General features: G+C 69.7%; 16 protein-coding genes. 6 read left to right on the top strand and 10 right to left on the bottom strand.

The genetic code is table 11. The annotated features are described in order from the left end of the window. Positions 1-126 precede the first annotated feature (126 nt). The 3 genes from STROP_RS02390 to mycP all read left to right on the top strand — a co-directional run bounded on the left by STROP_RS02390 (position 127) and on the right by mycP (position 3766). The gene (locus tag STROP_RS02390) at positions 127-750 is read left to right on the top strand and encodes a hypothetical protein (RefSeq protein ID WP_043535121.1); all 624 of its coding nucleotides are present in this window, start codon (positions 127-129) and stop codon (positions 748-750) included. Between the two features lie 35 nt (positions 751-785). Then, complete coding sequence (locus STROP_RS02385; RefSeq protein WP_011904391.1) at positions 786-2366, top strand: WXG100-like domain-containing protein; 1581 nt, start codon at positions 786-788, stop codon at positions 2364-2366. A gap of 98 nt (positions 2367-2464) precedes the next feature. Next, on the top strand, positions 2465-3766 hold the full coding sequence (gene mycP / locus STROP_RS02380) for a type VII secretion-associated serine protease mycosin (RefSeq protein ID WP_011904390.1): 1302 nt from the start codon (positions 2465-2467) through the stop codon (positions 3764-3766). Positions 3767-3776: 10 nt separating this feature from the next. On the opposite strand, the gene STROP_RS02375 is transcribed toward mycP, so the two are convergent. The 3 genes from STROP_RS02375 to STROP_RS02365 are packed head-to-tail and all read right to left on the bottom strand — an operon-like array spanning position 3777 to position 5901. Then, positions 3777-5057: an SseB family protein gene (locus STROP_RS02375; protein WP_011904389.1), complete on the bottom strand. Its 1281-nt coding sequence runs from the start codon at positions 5055-5057 to the stop codon at positions 3777-3779. Next, positions 5051-5536: an SUKH-3 domain-containing protein gene (locus STROP_RS02370; RefSeq protein WP_011904388.1), complete on the bottom strand. Its 486-nt coding sequence runs from the start codon at positions 5534-5536 to the stop codon at positions 5051-5053. Before STROP_RS02370 ends, STROP_RS02375 begins: the two co-directional genes overlap by 7 nt. Further along, entirely contained in the window at positions 5533-5901 is a 369-nt protein-coding gene (locus STROP_RS02365) for a YwqJ-related putative deaminase (protein ID WP_026275199.1), read from the bottom strand. Before STROP_RS02365 ends, STROP_RS02370 begins: the two co-directional genes overlap by 4 nt. Before the next feature lie 254 nt (positions 5902-6155). Between STROP_RS02365 and STROP_RS02360 the strand changes: the two genes are divergently transcribed. The 3 genes from STROP_RS02360 to STROP_RS02350 are packed head-to-tail and all read left to right on the top strand — an operon-like array spanning position 6156 to position 10115. Continuing rightward, positions 6156-7835 (top strand): right-handed parallel beta-helix repeat-containing protein, encoded by a 1680-nt coding sequence (locus STROP_RS02360; protein WP_187151572.1) that lies wholly within the window; start codon positions 6156-6158, stop codon positions 7833-7835. A 31-nt stretch (positions 7836-7866) separates the two neighbouring features. Next, positions 7867-9423 (top strand): type VII secretion protein EccE, encoded by a 1557-nt coding sequence (gene eccE / locus STROP_RS02355; RefSeq protein WP_011904385.1) that lies wholly within the window; start codon positions 7867-7869, stop codon positions 9421-9423. Then, positions 9420-10115, top strand: coding sequence for a hypothetical protein (locus STROP_RS02350; RefSeq protein ID WP_011904384.1), 696 nt, complete (start codon positions 9420-9422; stop codon positions 10113-10115). The genes eccE and STROP_RS02350 overlap by 4 nt, the downstream gene beginning before the upstream one ends. Positions 10116-10388: 273 nt before the next feature. Here the strand turns inward: STROP_RS02350 and STROP_RS02340 are convergent, their stop codons facing one another. From STROP_RS02340 to STROP_RS02310, 7 genes are all read right to left on the bottom strand, one after another. Beyond that, entirely contained in the window at positions 10389-11891 is a 1503-nt protein-coding gene (locus STROP_RS02340) for an aminopeptidase P family protein (RefSeq protein WP_011904382.1), read from the bottom strand. A gap of 110 nt (positions 11892-12001) precedes the next feature. Beyond that, a complete protein-coding gene (locus STROP_RS02335) occupies positions 12002-12493 on the bottom strand; it encodes a MaoC family dehydratase (RefSeq protein WP_011904381.1) in 492 nt (163 codons plus the stop codon). A 50-nt stretch (positions 12494-12543) separates the two neighbouring features. After that, positions 12544-13896: a hypothetical protein gene (locus STROP_RS02330; protein WP_011904380.1), complete on the bottom strand. Its 1353-nt coding sequence runs from the start codon at positions 13894-13896 to the stop codon at positions 12544-12546. After that, a complete protein-coding gene (locus tag STROP_RS02325) occupies positions 13883-14848 on the bottom strand; it encodes an ornithine cyclodeaminase family protein (RefSeq protein WP_011904379.1) in 966 nt (321 codons plus the stop codon). The genes STROP_RS02330 and STROP_RS02325 overlap by 14 nt, the downstream gene beginning before the upstream one ends. Then, positions 14845-15705: an HpcH/HpaI aldolase/citrate lyase family protein gene (locus tag STROP_RS02320; protein ID WP_011904378.1), complete on the bottom strand. Its 861-nt coding sequence runs from the start codon at positions 15703-15705 to the stop codon at positions 14845-14847. Before STROP_RS02320 ends, STROP_RS02325 begins: the two co-directional genes overlap by 4 nt. Beyond that, positions 15702-16955, bottom strand: coding sequence for an 8-amino-7-oxononanoate synthase family protein (locus STROP_RS02315; RefSeq protein ID WP_011904377.1), 1254 nt, complete (start codon positions 16953-16955; stop codon positions 15702-15704). The genes STROP_RS02320 and STROP_RS02315 overlap by 4 nt, the downstream gene beginning before the upstream one ends. Next, positions 16952-17758, bottom strand: coding sequence for a cupin-like domain-containing protein (locus STROP_RS02310; protein WP_018830872.1), 807 nt, complete (start codon positions 17756-17758; stop codon positions 16952-16954). The genes STROP_RS02315 and STROP_RS02310 overlap by 4 nt, the downstream gene beginning before the upstream one ends. Positions 17759-17791 lie beyond the last annotated feature (33 nt).

Below are 17791 nucleotides of genomic sequence, written 5' to 3'. Positions count from 1 at the left end.
CCACCAGAGTGGATACTCAGCCTGCGGCTGAGAACCTGCGCCATCCGGATAGAGGCCCTAATCAGACAGATGCGCAGCCAGGACGCACACATGCGCCGCTCGCAGACGGATGATCGGGGAGGAATCATGGGCGACGACTGGCTCGTCAGCGAGAACATCGACGTCAACATCCAGCAGTTGAAAGACTTCGCGCAGGCTATCCAGAACGAGCTGGAGACCAACTTTCGACCCAGCTACCAGGGTGGCGTGCTCCCAATGCTCCAAGTGCAGGCGCCGTTCGGCGGGGGCGGAATGAACGAGGGCCGGTTCTTTCGGGGCCGGCACGACGAAAGCCGCCTGGCGGTGATCCGCCTTCTCGAAGATGCGATGCAGGGCATGGTCTCTCTCAGCACCGTTTCCATGTCGATTTCTGCCGATTACCTCACTGAAGACGCGCTAGTCGAGGCCACCAACACCGATGTGCTCAATGCCTTCTCTACAGTTGACGGGCAGCAGACTCTCAACAACGGCGTCCAGCAGGGCGACAACGAGCACGGGAACTCGACCGACTCGCTCCCACCGGGGGCCTTCGGCTCGACAGTCACCCACCTCGAGCAAAGCGTTGGCCTGGACGGCAACACCGGGGAAGCTCCCCTGATGGATCAGCCGGAGACGGTCGGTGAGGGCTCCGGCGCATACCGGATCCAGGGCGATGATGAACGGATGCACGGTGACGAGGTGACCCCACCGGATGTCGACCTGCGGGGTTGACGGCGGGCACGGGACGGGAGCGCTGAGGAGCGGGGATGACAGACCAGTACTACGGATGGACTCCAACCCTGGCGGGATTCGCCGGCGGCGGTGACGACTACGTCGCTGACCAGGCCGCCCAGTCCACACCCTATGAGCCCACCCAGTGGGATGGGGTCACCATCGAGCAGATGTGGGAGTACGCCCGTAGAGAAAGCGACGAACGCACCGTCGCCCTCGCTGAGACCTGGCGCCGCACGAGCATCCTGCTACAGAGCACCCGGGAGAACCTGAAGCGACACGCCGATGGACTCCGGGCCAAATGGCGCTCACCAGCTGGCGAGCTCTTCATGAGCAAGGTGGGAGCGGCCCTCTACTCACTGGACGAGTGGAAGGACGTCGCCGACAAGAACGCGAACGGCCTGGAGCAGATCGCCAGCAAGATCGCACAAACCCAGCGGGACATGCGCGAGCTCTGGCTGACGTACCAGGCCGAGCAGAAGCACCAAGCACAAAAGCGTAAAGCCGACGAAGGCATTCAGTTCGGCGACATCTTTGGGTTGAACAACGGAAAATCGTATACGGAGGTGCAGAAGGAGTTTCACGAGCGCGCGAAGAACATCGTCAAGCCGCTGGCAGAGCTTTACATAGATGTCTACATCTCGAACATTTCCCGCGGGGGTAAATACAAGGGGCCGACGAACATAGCCGAATACAATCCCGGGCAGTCCCCGCGACCAGAACGGCCGAGCGCGCCGATCCGGCCGAGGCCGCCTGCGCCGAACCTGCTCGGTGGCCGGCCGGAGATGCTCGCCCGCCTCGACGTGACGCCACCGCCCTCCTCGCCGGAGCTGTCCGACGGCATCGGACTCGCTGGCGGCACCGTGACCGCGCCGTCTCCGACGCCCGGGCCCCCACCGGCGGCCACACCGCCGATCTCGCCCACACCCACACCCGCGCCCGCGCCGCTGCCCCCGCCGGTGCTTAGGGGCGTCAGCAGCCCAGGGACTGCACAACCGACCACGCCATCCACCACCCGCCCGTCAAACGCCCCCCGCACGACACTGCCGGGAGCCAACAACCCCGACGCCCGCGGCCCCGCACCCAATCGGCCCGCGCCCCCCAACACGGGCAAGCCCGGCGGTAGCCCGGCGCATCGTGGCCCCACACCGAACCAGGCCACGCTGCCCGGCAACACAGGCACCGGACGACCACCCGCAGGAAGCATCCCACCCCGCCCGACACCACCGCCACCGAACCTCAGCGGCAAACACAGCACCAGCCGCGCCGCCTCCGGCCCACGCACCAGTTCCCCAAGCGTCGGCCGTCCCGCCCCGCCGCCGACCACCGGCCGCCCCACCCCGCCAAACGGCGGCAGCCCCCTCACCGGTCGGACCGCGGCCGGCGGCACCCGACCAGCTCCCACCACGGGACCCGCGCCATCGCTAGGCGGTCGCCGGGGCGCCCCCACCACCCCCCGTCCTCCCGCCAGAGCACGCCCTGAAGAGACGGAGAACTGGAAATACGGCGAAGGCGACGACGAACTCTGGGTCACCGACCCGGCCCCAGCCGGCACCATCGACGCACCGGCAGAGAACCAGCCACGGCACCACGGCAAAGCCCTCGGTCAAGGCTGACCGAATACGGGCCGGTCGCCCAACCCCGGGATGACCGCCCCATACCATGTGACGACCACCCAACCGACCGCCTATGGCCACAGAGGAGGTACCCGCGAATGCGCCTCGCCCCCCGCCCGGCAACCACCATCGCCGCCGCAACCCTCGGCGCCATAGTGGCCCTCGGCGTGTCAGTCCTGCCGGCACCCGCCGCTGACCGAAAGGACGCCTGGCACCTCGACGCCCTCGAACTAGCCGACATGCACAAGATCACCCAAGGCGAAGGAATCACCGTCGCCGTCATCGACTCCGGTGTAGACGCCACCCACCCCGACCTCAAAAACAACGTACTACCCGGCATAGACTTCTTCGACGAACAGGCCAGCGGCCACGAGGACCGAAGCGGGCACGGCACCGCGATGGCTTCCCTAATCGCCGGGCACGGACACGGTCCCGGCGGCCATGAAGGAGTGCTTGGCGTCGCTCCCAAAGCCAAAATCCTGCCAATCACCGTGCGAGCACCCGAAGGCAAGTCGAACTACTCGCTGGAAGCAATCGCGCTAGGAATCCACTGGGCGATCGAGCAGGACGTGGACGTCATCAACATCTCCCTGGGCGGCCCACAAAACGTCGAACTCAGCCAGGCCGTGGAACGGGCATATCAGAACAACGTGATCGTCGTCGCTGGTGTCGGCAACAAGGAAAATGCGGCAATCGGCAGCCCGGCAAACCTGCCCGGCTCCCTCGCGGTAACCGGCACCGACCGCGACGGAATGCCCAGCAGCATCGCCTCACTCCCCGCCGCGCAGACCCACCTCGCCGCACCCGCCGAGGACCTCTACCAAGCAGTACCCGGCGGCGGGTACGCAACAATCACCGGAAACAGCGGCGCCACCGCGCTCGTCTCCGGCGCGGTCGCCCTGGTCAAGTCGAAGTACCCGAACCTCAACTCACTGGATCTGTTCAAACGGATGGTGGAAACCACCCGCGACGCCGGTAAACCAGGCAAGGACTTCGACTATGGCTGGGGCCAACTCGACCTACGCGCAGCCCTGACCGGCGAACCAGACGGCCGCGCCAGCCGAACCCAGGCCCCCAGTCAAGAGCCCCAGCTCGACCCGACCCTCGCCCGAGCTCGGGCGCAGGGGCCGGCGGGGGAAAACGAAGCCCTCGTAATGGCGCTCTCGATCGCGTTCATCCTCGTCGTCCTCGGCCTCATCGCGACGCCCGTGCTACTCCTGCTGCGATACCGACGCCGACGACGAGCCACAACACCCGCGATGGAAGCCGCCACCGCGACCCGGACATCCGCCACCGGGCTCGCGTCGCCACCCACCGCAACAACCAACCCATCAGAGAGCGGACCACCAGCCCACCCCACCGATCCAGCGGACGACTCACCCTGGCGCCGCCCCGACTGAGCGCCCCGGGTCACGAGCCAGCCGATGCTCCGGCCGGGAGCCAACGCGCGGTGGCCGCGTCGAAACACGCCAACAACTCGTCGCGGCCATCCCGGTGCAGACAGTGCAGACCCGTCCCGTCCGACACCACCAGCGACTCCATCCGCGGCTGACCCTGCCCCCACTCCTCGGGCGTGGCCTCGTCGGGATCCCACCGCAGCACGGCCACCCACTCGTCGGACTCCACGAACGGCGAACCCTCGCCCAGGAGGCCGAGCCGCCGGTAGATCCGGGCCGGGGTGTCCCGACCCGGACCACCCCAGGCGTGCACGAGGCCGGCGGCGCGCTGGTAGCCGTCCTCCAGATAGGAGGAAAGGTACTGGTGTGGAATCACCAGCTGTAGCCGGATCGGCAGGTCCGGGTCGGGCTCATCCGCCGCGTCGTCCTCTTCCGGTGCCGTTCGCGACGCTGGCACACCCGGCATGGCCGGCTCGACACCGGCGGTCGGCTCTCGCCGCTGGCGCTCCTCCTCGGCGGCGTCGGTGACCACCTGCCGGAGCTGACCGAGCCAGTCACACAGGTTCCGCAGAGCCGAACCGGGCAGCGCCGCCGCCAGTGGTGTCCCCGGGTTCAGCAGGAGCTGCCATGTTGGGTCCGGCCACTGCTCCGCCAGCTGAAGACTGCTCACCGTGATGACGTCGTGGTCACCGAGGGCCTGCCGCAGCCGCGCCTCGCCGGTGAAGATCGGCAGGCCGGGCTGCCCCTGCTCGTCCGGGAGGCACCACCACGGAAACTCCGGATCGGACAGGTCCCGTGACTCGGACCCTCCTGGCCGTATCGGGAGCAGCAGCTCCGTGCGGAGCAGTGCCGCCATCAGGGCGTCCGGATCCTGTTGATCGATCGCGTGGCGCAGCTCCCGTTCGGCCTCAAGGGCCGGCCCAGCAACGACGCGCAGCTCATCGGCGGTGATTCGGGTCCCGACCGGCAGGCCGGCGTTGACCGCGAGCAGCCAGCCGTCGTCCGGCCAGTCGCTGGCCAGGTCCTGAATGCCGAGGGCGCGATAGTTCACCGACTGGCCGGGCAGGCAGGCGGCGATCGCCTCGGGTGAGGTGAACGCGATGACATAGGTTCCCCCGTCGTACCGGCCCGTCGGCCACGGCATCGGTGCCGCGCCGGCGGTCGCCTCCGGTGACACCGGCAGCAGCAGTTGACCGGTGGCGAGCGCCGCCAGGAACGAACTTCGTTCCCCGGCCACGGCGGCGGCGAGCAGCGTCTCCTCCAGCGGTGTCGCCGGCCGCCAGTCAGCTACCACGTTCCGTCCTGGCGTACCCGGTGGGGCTGCCGGCCCAGCACCAGCGCGGTGATCGCCTCATCGAGGTCCGCGCCGAGGTACCAGTCGCCGCCGTGGTCCAGCACGAACACTCGCCCCGGTTCGTCGACCGCCAGGATGCCGACGCCGTCGCCCTCCTCGCCAATCGGGGTGAGCGGCGCCCCGATGGCCGCGGCGAGCTCGGCGAGGGTGCCCACCGAACGGCCGACCAGAAACGGATCCAGGTGGAACGTGCTGGGTGCGATCTGTTCTCCGTCGCCCTGCGGACGAACCAGGAGGCCACCGAACTCGCCGTACGCCTCGACAGCGGCACGGACGATCGTGTGCTGCCGGCCGTCCGGTGCGGCATCAGCAGCCAGCCGCAACGCCCACTGCTGAGCCCGATCGTCATCACGACGGCCCGGAACCCAGCCAGCGGCCTGAAGCGCCTCGGTGACCAGGGGTGGGAAGCGGTCGTTCATGCCAGCCCCTCTACTCCGAGCCAGTCGAGCAGGGCCGCGCACGATCGGCAGGGAGGCTGCTGCTCCTCGTCGCGAGGGTCACCCTCCTCCCGGATTCGGGTCACCCACACGTTCGCCCCCCACAGCAACGACCGTGCCTGGGTCGGGCTGATCGAACCGCCGTCGGCCTCGGCCTCGTAGAGTCGGTCGGAGAGGAGCACGACCTCGGCGCACCACCCGGCGAACCGCTCCCGCTGGCCGCTCGGCAGCTCGTCCAGGAACCGCCGGATCACCGGGTGCAGGTTGGGCGCGAGGTCACCCCGGACCGAGGTGTGTGTATGGACGGTTCCATTGACCAGCAGCGCGCCGGCGGTGAGTGGCAACATCCGGGGTGCGGCCATCGTTCCTCCCGCTCTTTGTTTCCTGGTGCGGCACCGAGCCTAACGGTCAACCCACTGCGGCATGCCCCTGCCGTTGCTAACCATTCGTAACTCGCCGCCTGGCAAGACCCGGGTTCCGCTACGCCAATACCCACTTCGCGGTGACTCGCCTCCTGCCCGCGTCCTCGGGCCCCCGCCGGCCCGAGCGACTGGGTTATCGTCGGCGTACCCCCTTTCGCCGATGCATGAAGCCCGGAGCCATGACGCGCACCCTTCTCGTCTCCCCGGACCAGCCTGGCGCGTACCCGTCCATCGGCGATGCGCTCGCGGCGGCCGATGCCGACGCCGTCGTCTCGATCAGTCCGGGCACCTACCACGAGGCGTTGTTCGTCAACGACCACGCCGTCACCATCGTTGCCGCGCAGGGCGCCGGCACCGTCACCGTCGACGCCTCGTCCGGGGAATACCCGACGGTGTCGGCCAACTCGGTTCGCCTGGAGCTGCGGGATCTGGTCCTCAAGGCCGGAGACGCACCGGTCGTCGCGGTTGACCGGGCGAAACTCCAGATGACCGGCTGCGAGCTGAGCGCCGGCTTCGGCCCGGCGATCTCGGTGGCCGATCGGTCGGAGTTCACCTTGACCCGCTGCCGGGTCAACGGTGCTCGCTACGGGCTGGTCGTCGAGGATTCCGACGGCACCGTGGAGGGGTGCGAGTTCAGCGACCTGAGCGAGGACGGCATCATCATCCGGATCGGCGCTGCCCCGACGATCCGCACCAGCACGATCACCCGCTGCGGCAACCGTGGCATCTACGTCTACCAGTATGGTCGTCCGACGATCGAGGCCTGCGACATCTCGCAGACCGGTCACGCCGGTGTCGCGGTGGTGCACCAGTGCGCTCCGGTGCTGCGACGCTGCCGAATCCGCGACACCCGGGGCCCGGCCGTCTCCTTCGCCCGTGGCTGCCAGGGCACGGTGGAGGAGTGCACCACCGAGAACACCGCGCTACCGGCCATCGAAGTCGCGGCCGACGCCACGCCCACCATCGTGGAGAGTGTCGCCAACCGGCGCGCCACCTTCGGGGCTGAGGGGGCGCAGACCGGGCAGCCGCAGGACACCGAACGCACCGAGCAGCTCCTCGCCGAGCTCGAGGCCATGGTCGGCTTGGAGTCGGTGAAGGAGCAGGTGCACGCGCTCACCGACGAGATTCAGGTGAACGAGTGGCGGCGTAGCGCGGGGCTGCCGGTCGGCACGGTCAGCCATCACCTCATCTTCGCCGGCACTCCGGGCACCGGTAAGACCACAGTGGCCCGTATCTACGGCGAGCTGCTGGCGGCGCTCGGCGCGCTGCCGGGTGGGGCCTTCCGGGAGGTGTCCCGGCGGGACCTCGTCGGCCAGTACCTGGGCCACACGGCGGAGAAGACTGCCGCGGCATTCGAGGCGGCCCGTGGCGGGGTACTCTTCATCGACGAGGCCTATACCCTCTCCCGTTCCTTCGGCAGCGGCGGCGACTTCGGCCAGGAAGCCATCGACACGCTGGTCAAGCTGATGGAGGACCACCGCGATCAGGTCGCCGTCATCGCCGCCGGCTACACCGGCGAGATGCGCCAGTTCCTCGACGCGAACCCGGGTCTCGCCTCCCGCTTCGCCAAGACCATCGAGTTCGGCAACTACAGTCCGGAGCAGCTGGTCGTCATCGTGGAGCGGATTGCCGGCGGCGATGAGTACCTGCTCGCCGACGGCGCTTCCGAGCTGATCCAGGCGCACTTCGCCACCATCGAGCGAGACCAGAACTTCGGCAACGCCCGCGAGGCCCGCAAGCTCTTCGAACGCGTACGCAAGGCCCAGGCACAGCGGCTACGCCAGTCTGGCCAGCGCCCCGGCCTCGACGAGCTGCGTACCGTGACGGTGGCCGACATCCGCGTCGCGATCGATAGCTAAGTGGTGTCGGCCCAGCTGAGGAGGACGTGAGGTGACTCATCCGGGTGCGGCACGGCCGGGTGAACCGGGTTGGCGGCACCACCCGGATGTGGCCGCCCAGCAGGCCCGGCAGCTGCCGCCCGAGCAACGGGGGGCAGCAGGGCAGCAGGCCGACGCGCCGACACCCGCACCGCCGGTGAGCCGGGCGGGCAGGGGGCCCGGTCATGCCTGGGCCGCGCACCGCGCGCCGGGTCGGGCGACTACCAACACCGTCTACACCCCAGAAGGAGCAGTGGCCGCACAACCCAACGCCGCGGTACAGGCCAACGCGGCAGTACAGGCCAACACGGCGACACTGTCAGCCGCCGTCGCGCCGACCGCTTCGCCGCTGCCGGCTGCCTCCGCCTCGTCGGCCACCGCCGCTACCGCGGCCGGGGTGCCGCCCACGCCCGACGTCCCCGCAGCCCGGCGGGTACGCCCGTACCGGCCGCCACTCCAGGTCGGTGGTGTCACCGTCGCCCAGCTGGTGGCGTGGCAGTTCGGGGCGGCGGCGATGCTCGCCGCCACGCGGCACAGCGTGGCGCTCACCGCCGTGGTCGCCGTCGTGACGGTGCTGGTGCTGGCCCCGACGGCGATCCGGTTCCGTGGCCGCTGGCTGCACCAGTGGATGCCGGTCTGGTGGGGCTTCCGGAGGCGACACCGGCAGCTGCCCGCGGTCGACACGGATCCGGCCCGGCACCTCCTGGCCCAGCTGGGGCACGGTGTCGAGCTGGAGACAGTTGAGATCGACGACCAGCCGGTGGTGTTGCTGACCCACCCGGCCGGGCTGAGCGTCGTCTTCGACGTTGACCCCACCGAGGGCGCCCTGCTGATGAGCGCTCCGCAGGCCCTGCCCTCCCCCGCTGCGCTCCTGCCGCCGGCGGACGGGAAGGCCCCGCCGGTGGTGGTGCAGCTGCTGATCCAGGTGACCCCGACGCCGCGTGCCCGCCCCGGCGCGGCGGCGGTGGACCGGGCGTACCGGGAACTGACCAACGGGGACGTGCCGGCCAGCCGGCAGGCGTGGGTGGTGCTCCAGGCTGCGCGGACCCCCGACTTCCACGCCGACCGCGACCTGCTCCCGACGCTGACCGGGGCGATTCGGCGGACCCGGCGGCTGCTGCGGCAGGAGCGGGTGACCGCGCGGATGCTCAACCGGGACGAGGTGCTCGCCGCGGTCACCGCCCTCACCCACCTGACCGACGCAGCGCCGGGCGGGGTCGGCGAGCAGCCACTCGCCCGCGAGTCCTGGCGGGCCTGGTCAACCCTGGGTGCCCGGCAGAGCTGCCACCGGCTGTTGGACTGGCCCAGCCGCAGATGGGAGGTCGACTCGCTGCTGCGGGGGCTCCCCGCCGCCGGGGGCGTGGTGTCGATCGCCGCCAGCCGGACCGACGACGACCTCGCCGTGGAGGCGGCCTTCCGCCTGTTGGGCACCGACCCGGCCGGCCTGGCCGCCGCCGACCAGGCCCTGCACGAGGCGGTCCGCCGCCACGGCGGTCGGCTACAACGACTCGACGGCGAACACGCCCACGGGGTGGCCGCCACGCTACCGCTCGGAGGTTTCCTGCGGTGAAGAGTGTCGCTTTCCCCGACAGCCGGATGGGGTTGCACCGCACCGACGCCGCTTCCGTTGGTGGCCTGCGCCTGGTCGCCGGCGGCGGTGGCCTTGTGGTCGGTCGCAACCGGCAGCAGGAGCCGGTGGGGCTGCGTCTGTTCCGCGCCGAACCGACCCGGCTGATGCTGACCGGCGGTGTCCGCAGTGCCCAGCTGATCGCCTTCCGCGCCATCGCGCTCGGCGCCCGGCTGTTCATCCAGACGGGCCGCGAGCGGGAGTGGGACGCCTTCCTGCGGCGCTGCGTCATCGGCCGGGAGATCGCCTCGTTCCTGCCACCGGGTGTCTCGCCGCCGGCCGCGGCCAACCCGACCGAACCGCAGCTCGTCGTGGTCGACACCGGCCCGGTCACCGGACCTGACCCGGGGCTCAGTATGCCGTGGCGGGCCACCCTGGTGGTCCGCGACGACCTGGCCGGTTGGGACTCCACCGCACTGGTCCGCAGCGACATCGTGCTGCTCCAGCGGCTGACGGCAGCGGAGGCAGCGACGGCGGCGAGCGCGTTGGGGCTGGTGAGCGTGCAGAGCTGGTTCACCCAGCTGCACCCGGAGATGGTCGGCCTGATCACCAGGGGCAAGGTGCAGTGGGTCATGCTGAGTATGACCCAGACGGAGCGCCAGTTGATCGGCTCGGTCGCTCGCGGCGGCGTCTGATCGTCTGGCCGGTCGTCTGGCCGGCCACCCGGTGACCCTGCTGCTCAGCTCCGCAGGTAGGCCAGCACCGCGAGCACTCGTGGGTGGCCGTCAGTGGTGACCGGCAGGTCACGTTTGCTGAAGATGTTGCCGATGTGCTTGTTCGCCGCTGCGTCCGTCACGGAGTTCGGCGATGTGCGGCCCGGGTGTCGATGCAGCGTGCTGCGTCCGCGGGCCAGCAGAACGAGGCCCCGCGACCGGGCGCCGGTCACGGGGCTTCGTCACGAGGGTGGGTCAGGCGTTCGCCCAGACCCGCGCCATCCACTCCTCCACCTCTTGGGAGGTTCGCGGCATCGCCGCGGAGAGGTTCTCGCAGCCGTCCTCGGTCACCAGCACGTCGTCCTCGATCCGCACGCCGATGCCGCGGAACTCCGCCGGCACCCGCAGGTCGTCGGCCTTGAAGTAGAGGCCCGGCTCGACAGTGAGGATCATGCCCGGCTGCAACTCGCTGTCCATGTACTTCTCACGCAGCATCAGCTGGCAGTCGTGCACATCCATGCCCAGGTGGTGCGAGGTGCCGTGGACCATCCAGCGACGATGCCAGCCGCCCTTCTCCCGGTCCAGGGTCTGCTCCAGGGTGACTCCCTCGGGCAGCAGCCCCCACTCGTGCAGGATTCGGGCGATAACCGCGTTCGCCGCGGCGTGAATGTCACTGAACTTGTTGCCCGGCTTCACCGCGGCCAGGCCGGCCTGCTGCGCCTCGTACACGGCGTCGTAGATCCGGCGCTGCACGTCGGTGAAGCGGCCGGTGACCGGCAGGGTACGGGTGATGTCGGCGGTGAAAAGCGAGTCGATCTCGATCCCGCAGTCGATCAGGATCAGGTCGCCGTCGCGGACCTCGCCGGTGTTCTTCGTCCAGTGGATCGTGTTGGCGTGGTCACCGGAGGCGCAGATCGACTCGTAGCCGACGCCGTTGCCCTCGTGCCGGGAGTAGAGGCCGAAGATTCCCTCGACCCAGCGCTCGCCGCGACCCTTGCGGACCGCCTCGGGCAGCGAGGCGATCATCGCGTCGAAGCCCTTGTGGGTGGCGGCGACGGCCTTGCGCATCTCGCCCACCTCCCACTCGTCCTTGATCAGGCGCATGGTGGAGAGGTGCCGGGCGAACTCCGTGTCCGCCTCCTCCCGCTCCTGCTCCGAACCGGTCGCGCCGGCCTGGGTACGGACGCTGTCCACCAGCTCGGTGAGGCGCGGGTCGACCGTACGGACCACCCGCATCCGGGCGGCGGCGGCATCCTTGGCGAGGTCGTCGGCGAGCGAGTCGATGTGACGCGCGCTGATGCCCAGCTCCGACTCCCGGTCGGCGATGCTCGGGCGTGGACCGACCCAGAACTCGCCGTGGCGGGAGTCGGCGTAGAACTCCTCGCTGTCTCGCGGGGCCAGCGGCCGGAAGTAGAGGATGGCGTGGTGGCCACCGCCCGGCTTCGGGTCGAGCACCAGGGCGCTGTCCGGGTCGGTGTGCGCGCCGAGGCCGGCGAGGTGGGCGAAGGCGGTGTGCGGACGGAACGGGTAGTCGGTGTCGTTGCTGCGCACCTTGAGACCGCCGGCCGGGATGACGAGCCGCTCGCCGGGGAACTGCTGCGACAGCATGGCCCGGCGGCGGGCGGCGTGGTCGGCCACGGCGGCGCGGGGGGTGGGCTCCCGGTCGGGGGTGGCCCATCCGGAGGCGATGAATTCACGGAACTCGTTGCTGCTGGGAATGCCGCGGTGGCTGGCCTTCGCCTGCTTCTCGCTCGTCATGCCGACACATCCTGCCAGATCGGGTCTTCGGCACCGGCCGATGGTTTCCCGCACCTGGTAAGCAGTCGCCGGGCTATGGCACCTTTCCAGGTGCCATAGCCCGGCGACGCTCAGCCGGCTTGCCGGCAACGAACCAGGAAGGATCGCTCAAAGACGATCACCTGCTCCCCGTTCGCTTTCGTACCCGTCGTCTCCACCGTCACGATGCCGTTGCCGGGACGCGACCGCGACAGCCGCTTGTGCAGGATTCGGCTCGTCGCGTAGAGGGTGTCCCCGACGAAGACGGGCTCCTTGAGACGCACCTTGTCCCAGCCCAGATTGGCCACCGCGCGGGCGGAGAGCGCCTGCACGGTCATCCCGCCGATCAGGCACAGGGTGATGCCGCTGTTGACCAGTACGCGGCCGTACTCGACGCCGGCGGCGTAGTGCTGGTCGAAGTGCAGCGGGTGCTGGTTCATCGTCAACAGCGTCAACCACGTGTTGTCGGCCTCGGAGAGGGTGCGGCCCGGCCAGTGCCGGATAACCATCCCGGGTTCGAAGTCCTCGTAGTCCCCGCCGTGCTCTTCGACGTACTCGTGGTCGCTGACTCGGCGTAGCGTCATGTGCTGTCTCCGACGTTTCGGGTGAATGGGCCAAGGGCCACCTGGGACGGTCAGAACGCCACCATGGCGTTGTCCGCCCCGGTGGCCGATCCCCGGGCGTTGACGATGCCGGCCGTGCCGTCGGTGCGGTAGCGGCAGAACACCCCGGCCGGTCGACGGCCGAACAGCAGCGGCCCCAGCACCGGGGCGACATCGGCATCGTGGGGTTCGTCGGCGCCGTCTGCCAGCAACGCCACCCGGCAGGTCTGGGGCGGCACGAACTCCTGCACGATGCTGGCGCCGGCGGCCCCGGCCGCCACCGCGGCCTCCCACTTCGAGGGAGGCACCTCTCGACCGATCACCACCTGCTTGCCGCAATCCCCCAGCGCCTCCTTGAGCACCAGCCGCTCGCGGTTGCGTAGCACGTACGGCAGCAGGTCAACCTGCTCACCCGCGCGCTCGGTCCACCGCTCGGAGAGCACCCGGGTCCACGGCAGGTAGCGGTTGACCAGGTCCCGCTCGGCCGTGGTCATCCACGGCCGTCCCTCCGAGAGCAACCCCATGGTCAGCTTGCTGTGCAGGAAGGTGGAGGTCTGTGTCCCCACCAGCAGGCAACCGTGGTCCAGCGCCTCCTGCACCGTGGCGGTGGGGACGCCCGCGTCAGCCCAGTCCGGGATCGTGAAATTACGCAGCCCAACCGAATAGCGCAGCCCCGGAGGGCAGTCCCACGCCTCGTGCAGCTCCTTCGGCTCGAAGAACCGGGCGGCCAGCCCCTGGCTGCGGTGGTACTCGGCCTCGACCTCAAAGTAGTGACTGGTCACCCCCGCGACCTGGGCACTGCCGACGATGGCCACCCGGGGCGCCACCGCCAGTTCCGCGGCGAGCGAGCGGAACATCTCGGCGCGTACGGCGAACGGATCCGGCGAGCGATACGGCAGCCGACCCGCCCCGTCGGCGTACAGCCCGCGCCACACGTCGAGGCGGCTCTGCGTCTCCACCACGCCGGCGAGCGCGCCACTGACGTTGAACTCCACGAACTGCGGACCATCCGGGCCGATGACCACGTCCGGCCGCGCCACGCAGTCCGCGTACCGCTCGTCGAGCAACGGGTCACACAGCCAGAGTTGGTCCTCGCTGGCCGGCATCCGGTAGGCCGCCAGCCGCTCCCGAGTGCTGGGCGCGGCCTCCAGGGCGGTCCGTCGCAGCAGCTCCACCAGGACACCGGCCACCCGGAAGAGCTCCGCGTACGAGGCACGGGGGATGGTCATCGGCGCGGCCGGCAGCACCGGCTGGTACGGCCAGCCGGTCTTGTGCAGCACGCTGCGCAGGCGGTGCCGGAGCGTGTCCGCCGGCGCGGTCGGCGCCAGCCGTTGGTCGCCGAACCACGGGTGTCCCGCCGCGGCGATCGATTCAGCCCCGCTCATCCGGCACCCCCACCGCGTCGTGGAGCGCCACCGCCGCAGCGGTGTCCTCAATAGCCATACCCACCGTGCGCAACACCGAGTTTCGGCCACCGAACTCGACCTCGCCGCCGACGAGGCGTCCCAACTCCCGCAGGTCGTCGGCGACGAGCAGGCCAGCGGCGCGGGCGGCCCGAACCTCGCCCGCACCGTCCAGCGCGGCGGACTGCTCCTCGACCACGGTCACCGCGTCTCCCAGCAGGGCCGGGTCCAGCTCGATCGCGTCCGGGTGGGTACCGCCGACCACGTTCAGGTGCGCCCCGCGCGCCACCCAGTCCGCCGCCACCACCGGCGTGCTGTCGCTCGTGGAGGTCGCCGTGCAGATGATCGGCGCGTCCGCGACGGCGGTCTTCGCACTGTCGCAGACCGTCACCCGGATCGGCGTCGTCGCCCGCACCTCGTCGGCGAGCTTCTCCGCACCGGCCCGGGTCCGCGAGAAGATCCGCAGGGTCTTGATCGGACGTATCGCCGCCACCGCCCGGACAAGGGCCCGGGCCTGGACCCCGGCACCGATGACGGCGAGGTCGTCGGCGGTGGCCGCGGTACAGAAGCGGGTGGCCAGAGCCGCCACCGCCCCGGTCCGTACGGCGGTCAACTCGGCACCGTCCAACAGCGCGGTGATCCGCCCGGTCTCCAGGTCGGTGAGGGCGACGATCCCGTGGATCAGCGGCAGCCCCCGTCCAGGATTGTCCGGGGTCAGCGTTGTGATCTTGACACTACCCACGCCACGCCGTTCCCAGACCGCCGGGCTGACCAACAGCACCCGCTGCTCGCCATGCTCCACCACCGTGCGAGCCGGAGAACGGGTCCGGCCGGTGGCCAGGTCCATGAACATCTCGCCGAGGACGTCGATCACCTGGGTCATCCGTCGCGCGCCCGCCATGTCGGCGGCGCCGACCATCACCGTTGCGGTCATCCGGCGCCACCGAATCGGGCTTCCCAGGCGTCCTCTCGCGCCACGGTGACGTGGGCCATCCGGGCGAACGGCGGGCCCACCATGCTGCCGTCCAGTACGGCGATGCCGCCGTTGGCGCGGTGGACCGCCGCCACCACGCGACGAGCCAGCCGCAGGTCGTTGACCTGGGGGCGCAGGGCCTGGTTGATCGTGGCCAACTCGCTGGGGTGCACCGTCGCCTTGCCGTGGAACCCGAGGGCTCGCACCCGCGCGGTCTCCTCCGCGAGCACGGCCGGCTCGGAGAGCCGGAAGTTGGCGGTGTCGACACAGGCGGTACCGTGCCGCGCACAGGCCATCGCCATCGCCTGGCGGGCGGCGAGCATCGCCTCCCAGGTGATCTCGACGTTGAGCGTGGCTGCCAGGTCGGCCGAGCCCAGCACCAGCCCGTCGGCCTCCCGGGCGATCGCGTCGATCTCGGTGACCGCCTCGACGGTCTCCACCGTCACGTAGATCTCCGGCTGTGCGCCGGCCGAGGCCAGCATCCGACGCAGCAGGGTGACCTCGGCCGCGGAGGTGACCATGGTCATCATGACGATTCCGGGCCGTACCGAGCTCTCCGCGAGCAGCAACAGGTCGTGCAGGGCCGCGACGCTGCCCAACTCGTTGATGCGGACGGCGACGTTGACTGGCCAGGGTGCCTTCTCCAGGGCGTCCCGGCAGACCACCCGCGCGGCCGGCTTCTCCACCGGCGGAACGGAGTCCTCCAGGTCGATCAGGTGCACGTCCGCGTCGTACGACCAGGCCTTAACGACTTTGTCCAGGGAGAGCGCCGGGGTGTAGAGGATGCTGCGCGGAATCGCGCGCGGCGCGGCGCTCACCGGGGGCCGGGCCCGTCAAGCGCAGCGGCCGGACGCGCCCCGGCCTGCACCAGGACCGCGCAGAGCCGCCGGATCTGCTCCTCGGTCTGGCCGGCGCGCAGCATCACCCGCAGCCCGGCGGTGCCCCGGGCGACGATCGGAAAGAAGACCGGCGAGGTGTAGAAGCCGGCGGCGAAGACCTGCTGGGCCGCGTTAACGACCGTGTCGTCACTCATCGGCACCAACCGGATCGGGTACGACTCGCCGGACTGCTCGGTGTCGAGCAGCGAGTCGAACATCGCGATGTTGGTACGCAGCCGCCCCTGGAGTTGGTCGAGCTCCTCGGTACGGTGAATCTCCGCGGAGGCGAGTGCGGCGCCCACAGCGGCGGCGTTCATCTTCTGCGAGTAGCCCAGTGGGCCGGCGAAGCGTTCGACGAGCCGACGCGTCGCCTGCGGGTAGCCGTCGAGCAGGACCGCCGTACCACCCGCACCGAAACCCTTGCTCAGCGTGGCGACGGTGATGGTGCGCTGGTCGAGGATCGGCGCGTGGGTCCGCACGTAGCCGATGCCCCGCTGCCCGTACGCCGACAGCGAATGCGAGTCGTCGTAGAAGACCAGCATGTTGTACTTGTCCTGGAGGTCGGCGAGCTCCTTGACCGGTGCGTAGCCACCGAGGCTGTCGGCACCGTCCACCACATAGCAGACCCGCTCGTAGGTGCGGCACATGTCCTCGAGGTAGTCGAGGTCATGGTGCTTGCAGGTAACGACCTCGGACTCGTCGGCGCAGCTCGGCTTGGCGTTGGCCAGCGACACGTGGGCGTTCTTGTCGAAGACCATCAGCGGCCGGGTGCCGTTGCCGAGGTGACCGGAGGCGATCAGCGGCAGCAGGCCGGTGCTGGCCGCCGCGGTGGAGACCGCGCTGATCACCATCGCGCCGAACAGTTCGCCGAGCGACTCCTCCAGCTCCAGCAGCACCGGCGTCTGCACCCGGGTGCGCGGGATGCAGTGGTCCAGCACGTTGAACCGGCGCAGCGCCGCGATCGCGCCGTCGATGACCTTCGGGTGGGTGTCCAGGTCCAGATAGGAGCAGACGGTGAAGTTCACGAAGTGGTGACCGTCGGCCATGGTGAAGACGCCGTCGGCGAGGTCACCAACGATGCCGGCCACTCCGTTCGCCTCGGACATGTTCCAGAAGGCGTTGCCGATGCCGATGAGCTTGTCGTTGTTGCGGTAGCGGTGCGTGGGGGTGATGGTCTTGCGGTCGCTCACGAGCTCACCTCGGTGGGCTGGTAGCTGTATACGCCCTTGACCCGCCGGTAGGCGTACGTGTAGAGGGCGACACCCAGAACGTGTGGCCGGCGCAGAATCTTCTTCGACTTCAACCAGAAGTTGACGTTGATGTTGATGGGATCGAGGGATTCGGCCTGGTGCCACCAGCCGAGCGGCAGGTAGAGCATGTGGCCGGGTTCGAGGACGAAGTCGCGGCGCTGGGCGAGCTTCGGCGCCACTCTCGGATAGCGCCCCAGGTCGACATTGTCGAGGTCGAACACCTGGGACTTGTCCCCGAATCCGCGCAGCATCGACCGGGGGTAGTAGTCGCGGGACCCGGGCGGCGCGATGATGAACCGTTTGCGGCCCTCCAGCGCGATGTTGAAATTCTCGAACTCGTCGAAGTGGTTCTTGGTGAAGACGCCGCGGTGGCTGATCCAGAGGTTGGCCGCGTACAACGAACTGCCGTAGCCGAAGAACCCTTCCGCGTCGAAGCCGACCACGGCGTTGACGTCGGCCGGGCTGTTCCGGATGTTCGACACCACCCGGTGCCAGGTGTCGGACTCGGTCAGGTGGCGCTCGTCGGCGAAGAAGTCCCGAAGGGTGATGTCCCGGGTCTCCCAGCGCCCGGGGTGGTTCTTGTCGCCCGGTTCGGTGAACAGGGTGACGGTCATGTCGGCCAGGCGGGCCGCCACACCCTCACGCCCGAGCCCACGCACACTCTCCGGAAGTGAGATCACCACCGGTACGTCGGTCTTGAACAGGCCGCCGGGGCCGAGCGCCTGGAACTCCTCGAACGTCATGCGGGCGACTGGTACGCCAGCCTCCTGCGGAAC

Origin of the sequence: Salinispora tropica CNB-440, from assembly GCF_000016425.1 — a bacterium.
In the GTDB taxonomy this organism is placed as follows: domain Bacteria; phylum Actinomycetota; class Actinomycetes; order Mycobacteriales; family Micromonosporaceae; genus Micromonospora; species Micromonospora tropica.
The sequence above is the reverse complement of the archived record's forward strand: the minus strand, read 5'-3'. Positions and strand labels throughout refer to the sequence as shown.

Excerpts from the sequence above, each read along its gene's own strand:
- STROP_RS02390 (WP_043535121.1), top strand. The coding sequence starts at position 127 with ATGGGCGACGACTGGCTCGTCAGCGAGAACATCGACGTCAACATCCAG.
- STROP_RS02385 (WP_011904391.1), top strand. The coding sequence starts at position 786 with ATGACAGACCAGTACTACGGATGGACTCCAACCCTGGCGGGATTCGCC.
- mycP (WP_011904390.1), top strand. The coding sequence starts at position 2,465 with ATGCGCCTCGCCCCCCGCCCGGCAACCACCATCGCCGCCGCAACCCTC.
- STROP_RS02370 (WP_011904388.1), bottom strand. The coding sequence starts at position 5,536 with ATGAACGACCGCTTCCCACCCCTGGTCACCGAGGCGCTTCAGGCCGCT.
- STROP_RS02365 (WP_026275199.1), bottom strand. The coding sequence starts at position 5,901 with ATGTTGCCACTCACCGCCGGCGCGCTGCTGGTCAATGGAACCGTCCAT.
- STROP_RS02360 (WP_187151572.1), top strand. The coding sequence starts at position 6,156 with ATGACGCGCACCCTTCTCGTCTCCCCGGACCAGCCTGGCGCGTACCCG.
- STROP_RS02340 (WP_011904382.1), bottom strand. The coding sequence starts at position 11,891 with ATGACGAGCGAGAAGCAGGCGAAGGCCAGCCACCGCGGCATTCCCAGC.
- STROP_RS02335 (WP_011904381.1), bottom strand. The coding sequence starts at position 12,493 with ATGACGCTACGCCGAGTCAGCGACCACGAGTACGTCGAAGAGCACGGC.
- STROP_RS02330 (WP_011904380.1), bottom strand. The coding sequence starts at position 13,896 with ATGAGCGGGGCTGAATCGATCGCCGCGGCGGGACACCCGTGGTTCGGC.
- STROP_RS02325 (WP_011904379.1), bottom strand. The coding sequence starts at position 14,848 with ATGACCGCAACGGTGATGGTCGGCGCCGCCGACATGGCGGGCGCGCGA.
- STROP_RS02310 (WP_018830872.1), bottom strand. The coding sequence starts at position 17,758 with ATGACGTTCGAGGAGTTCCAGGCGCTCGGCCCCGGCGGCCTGTTCAAG.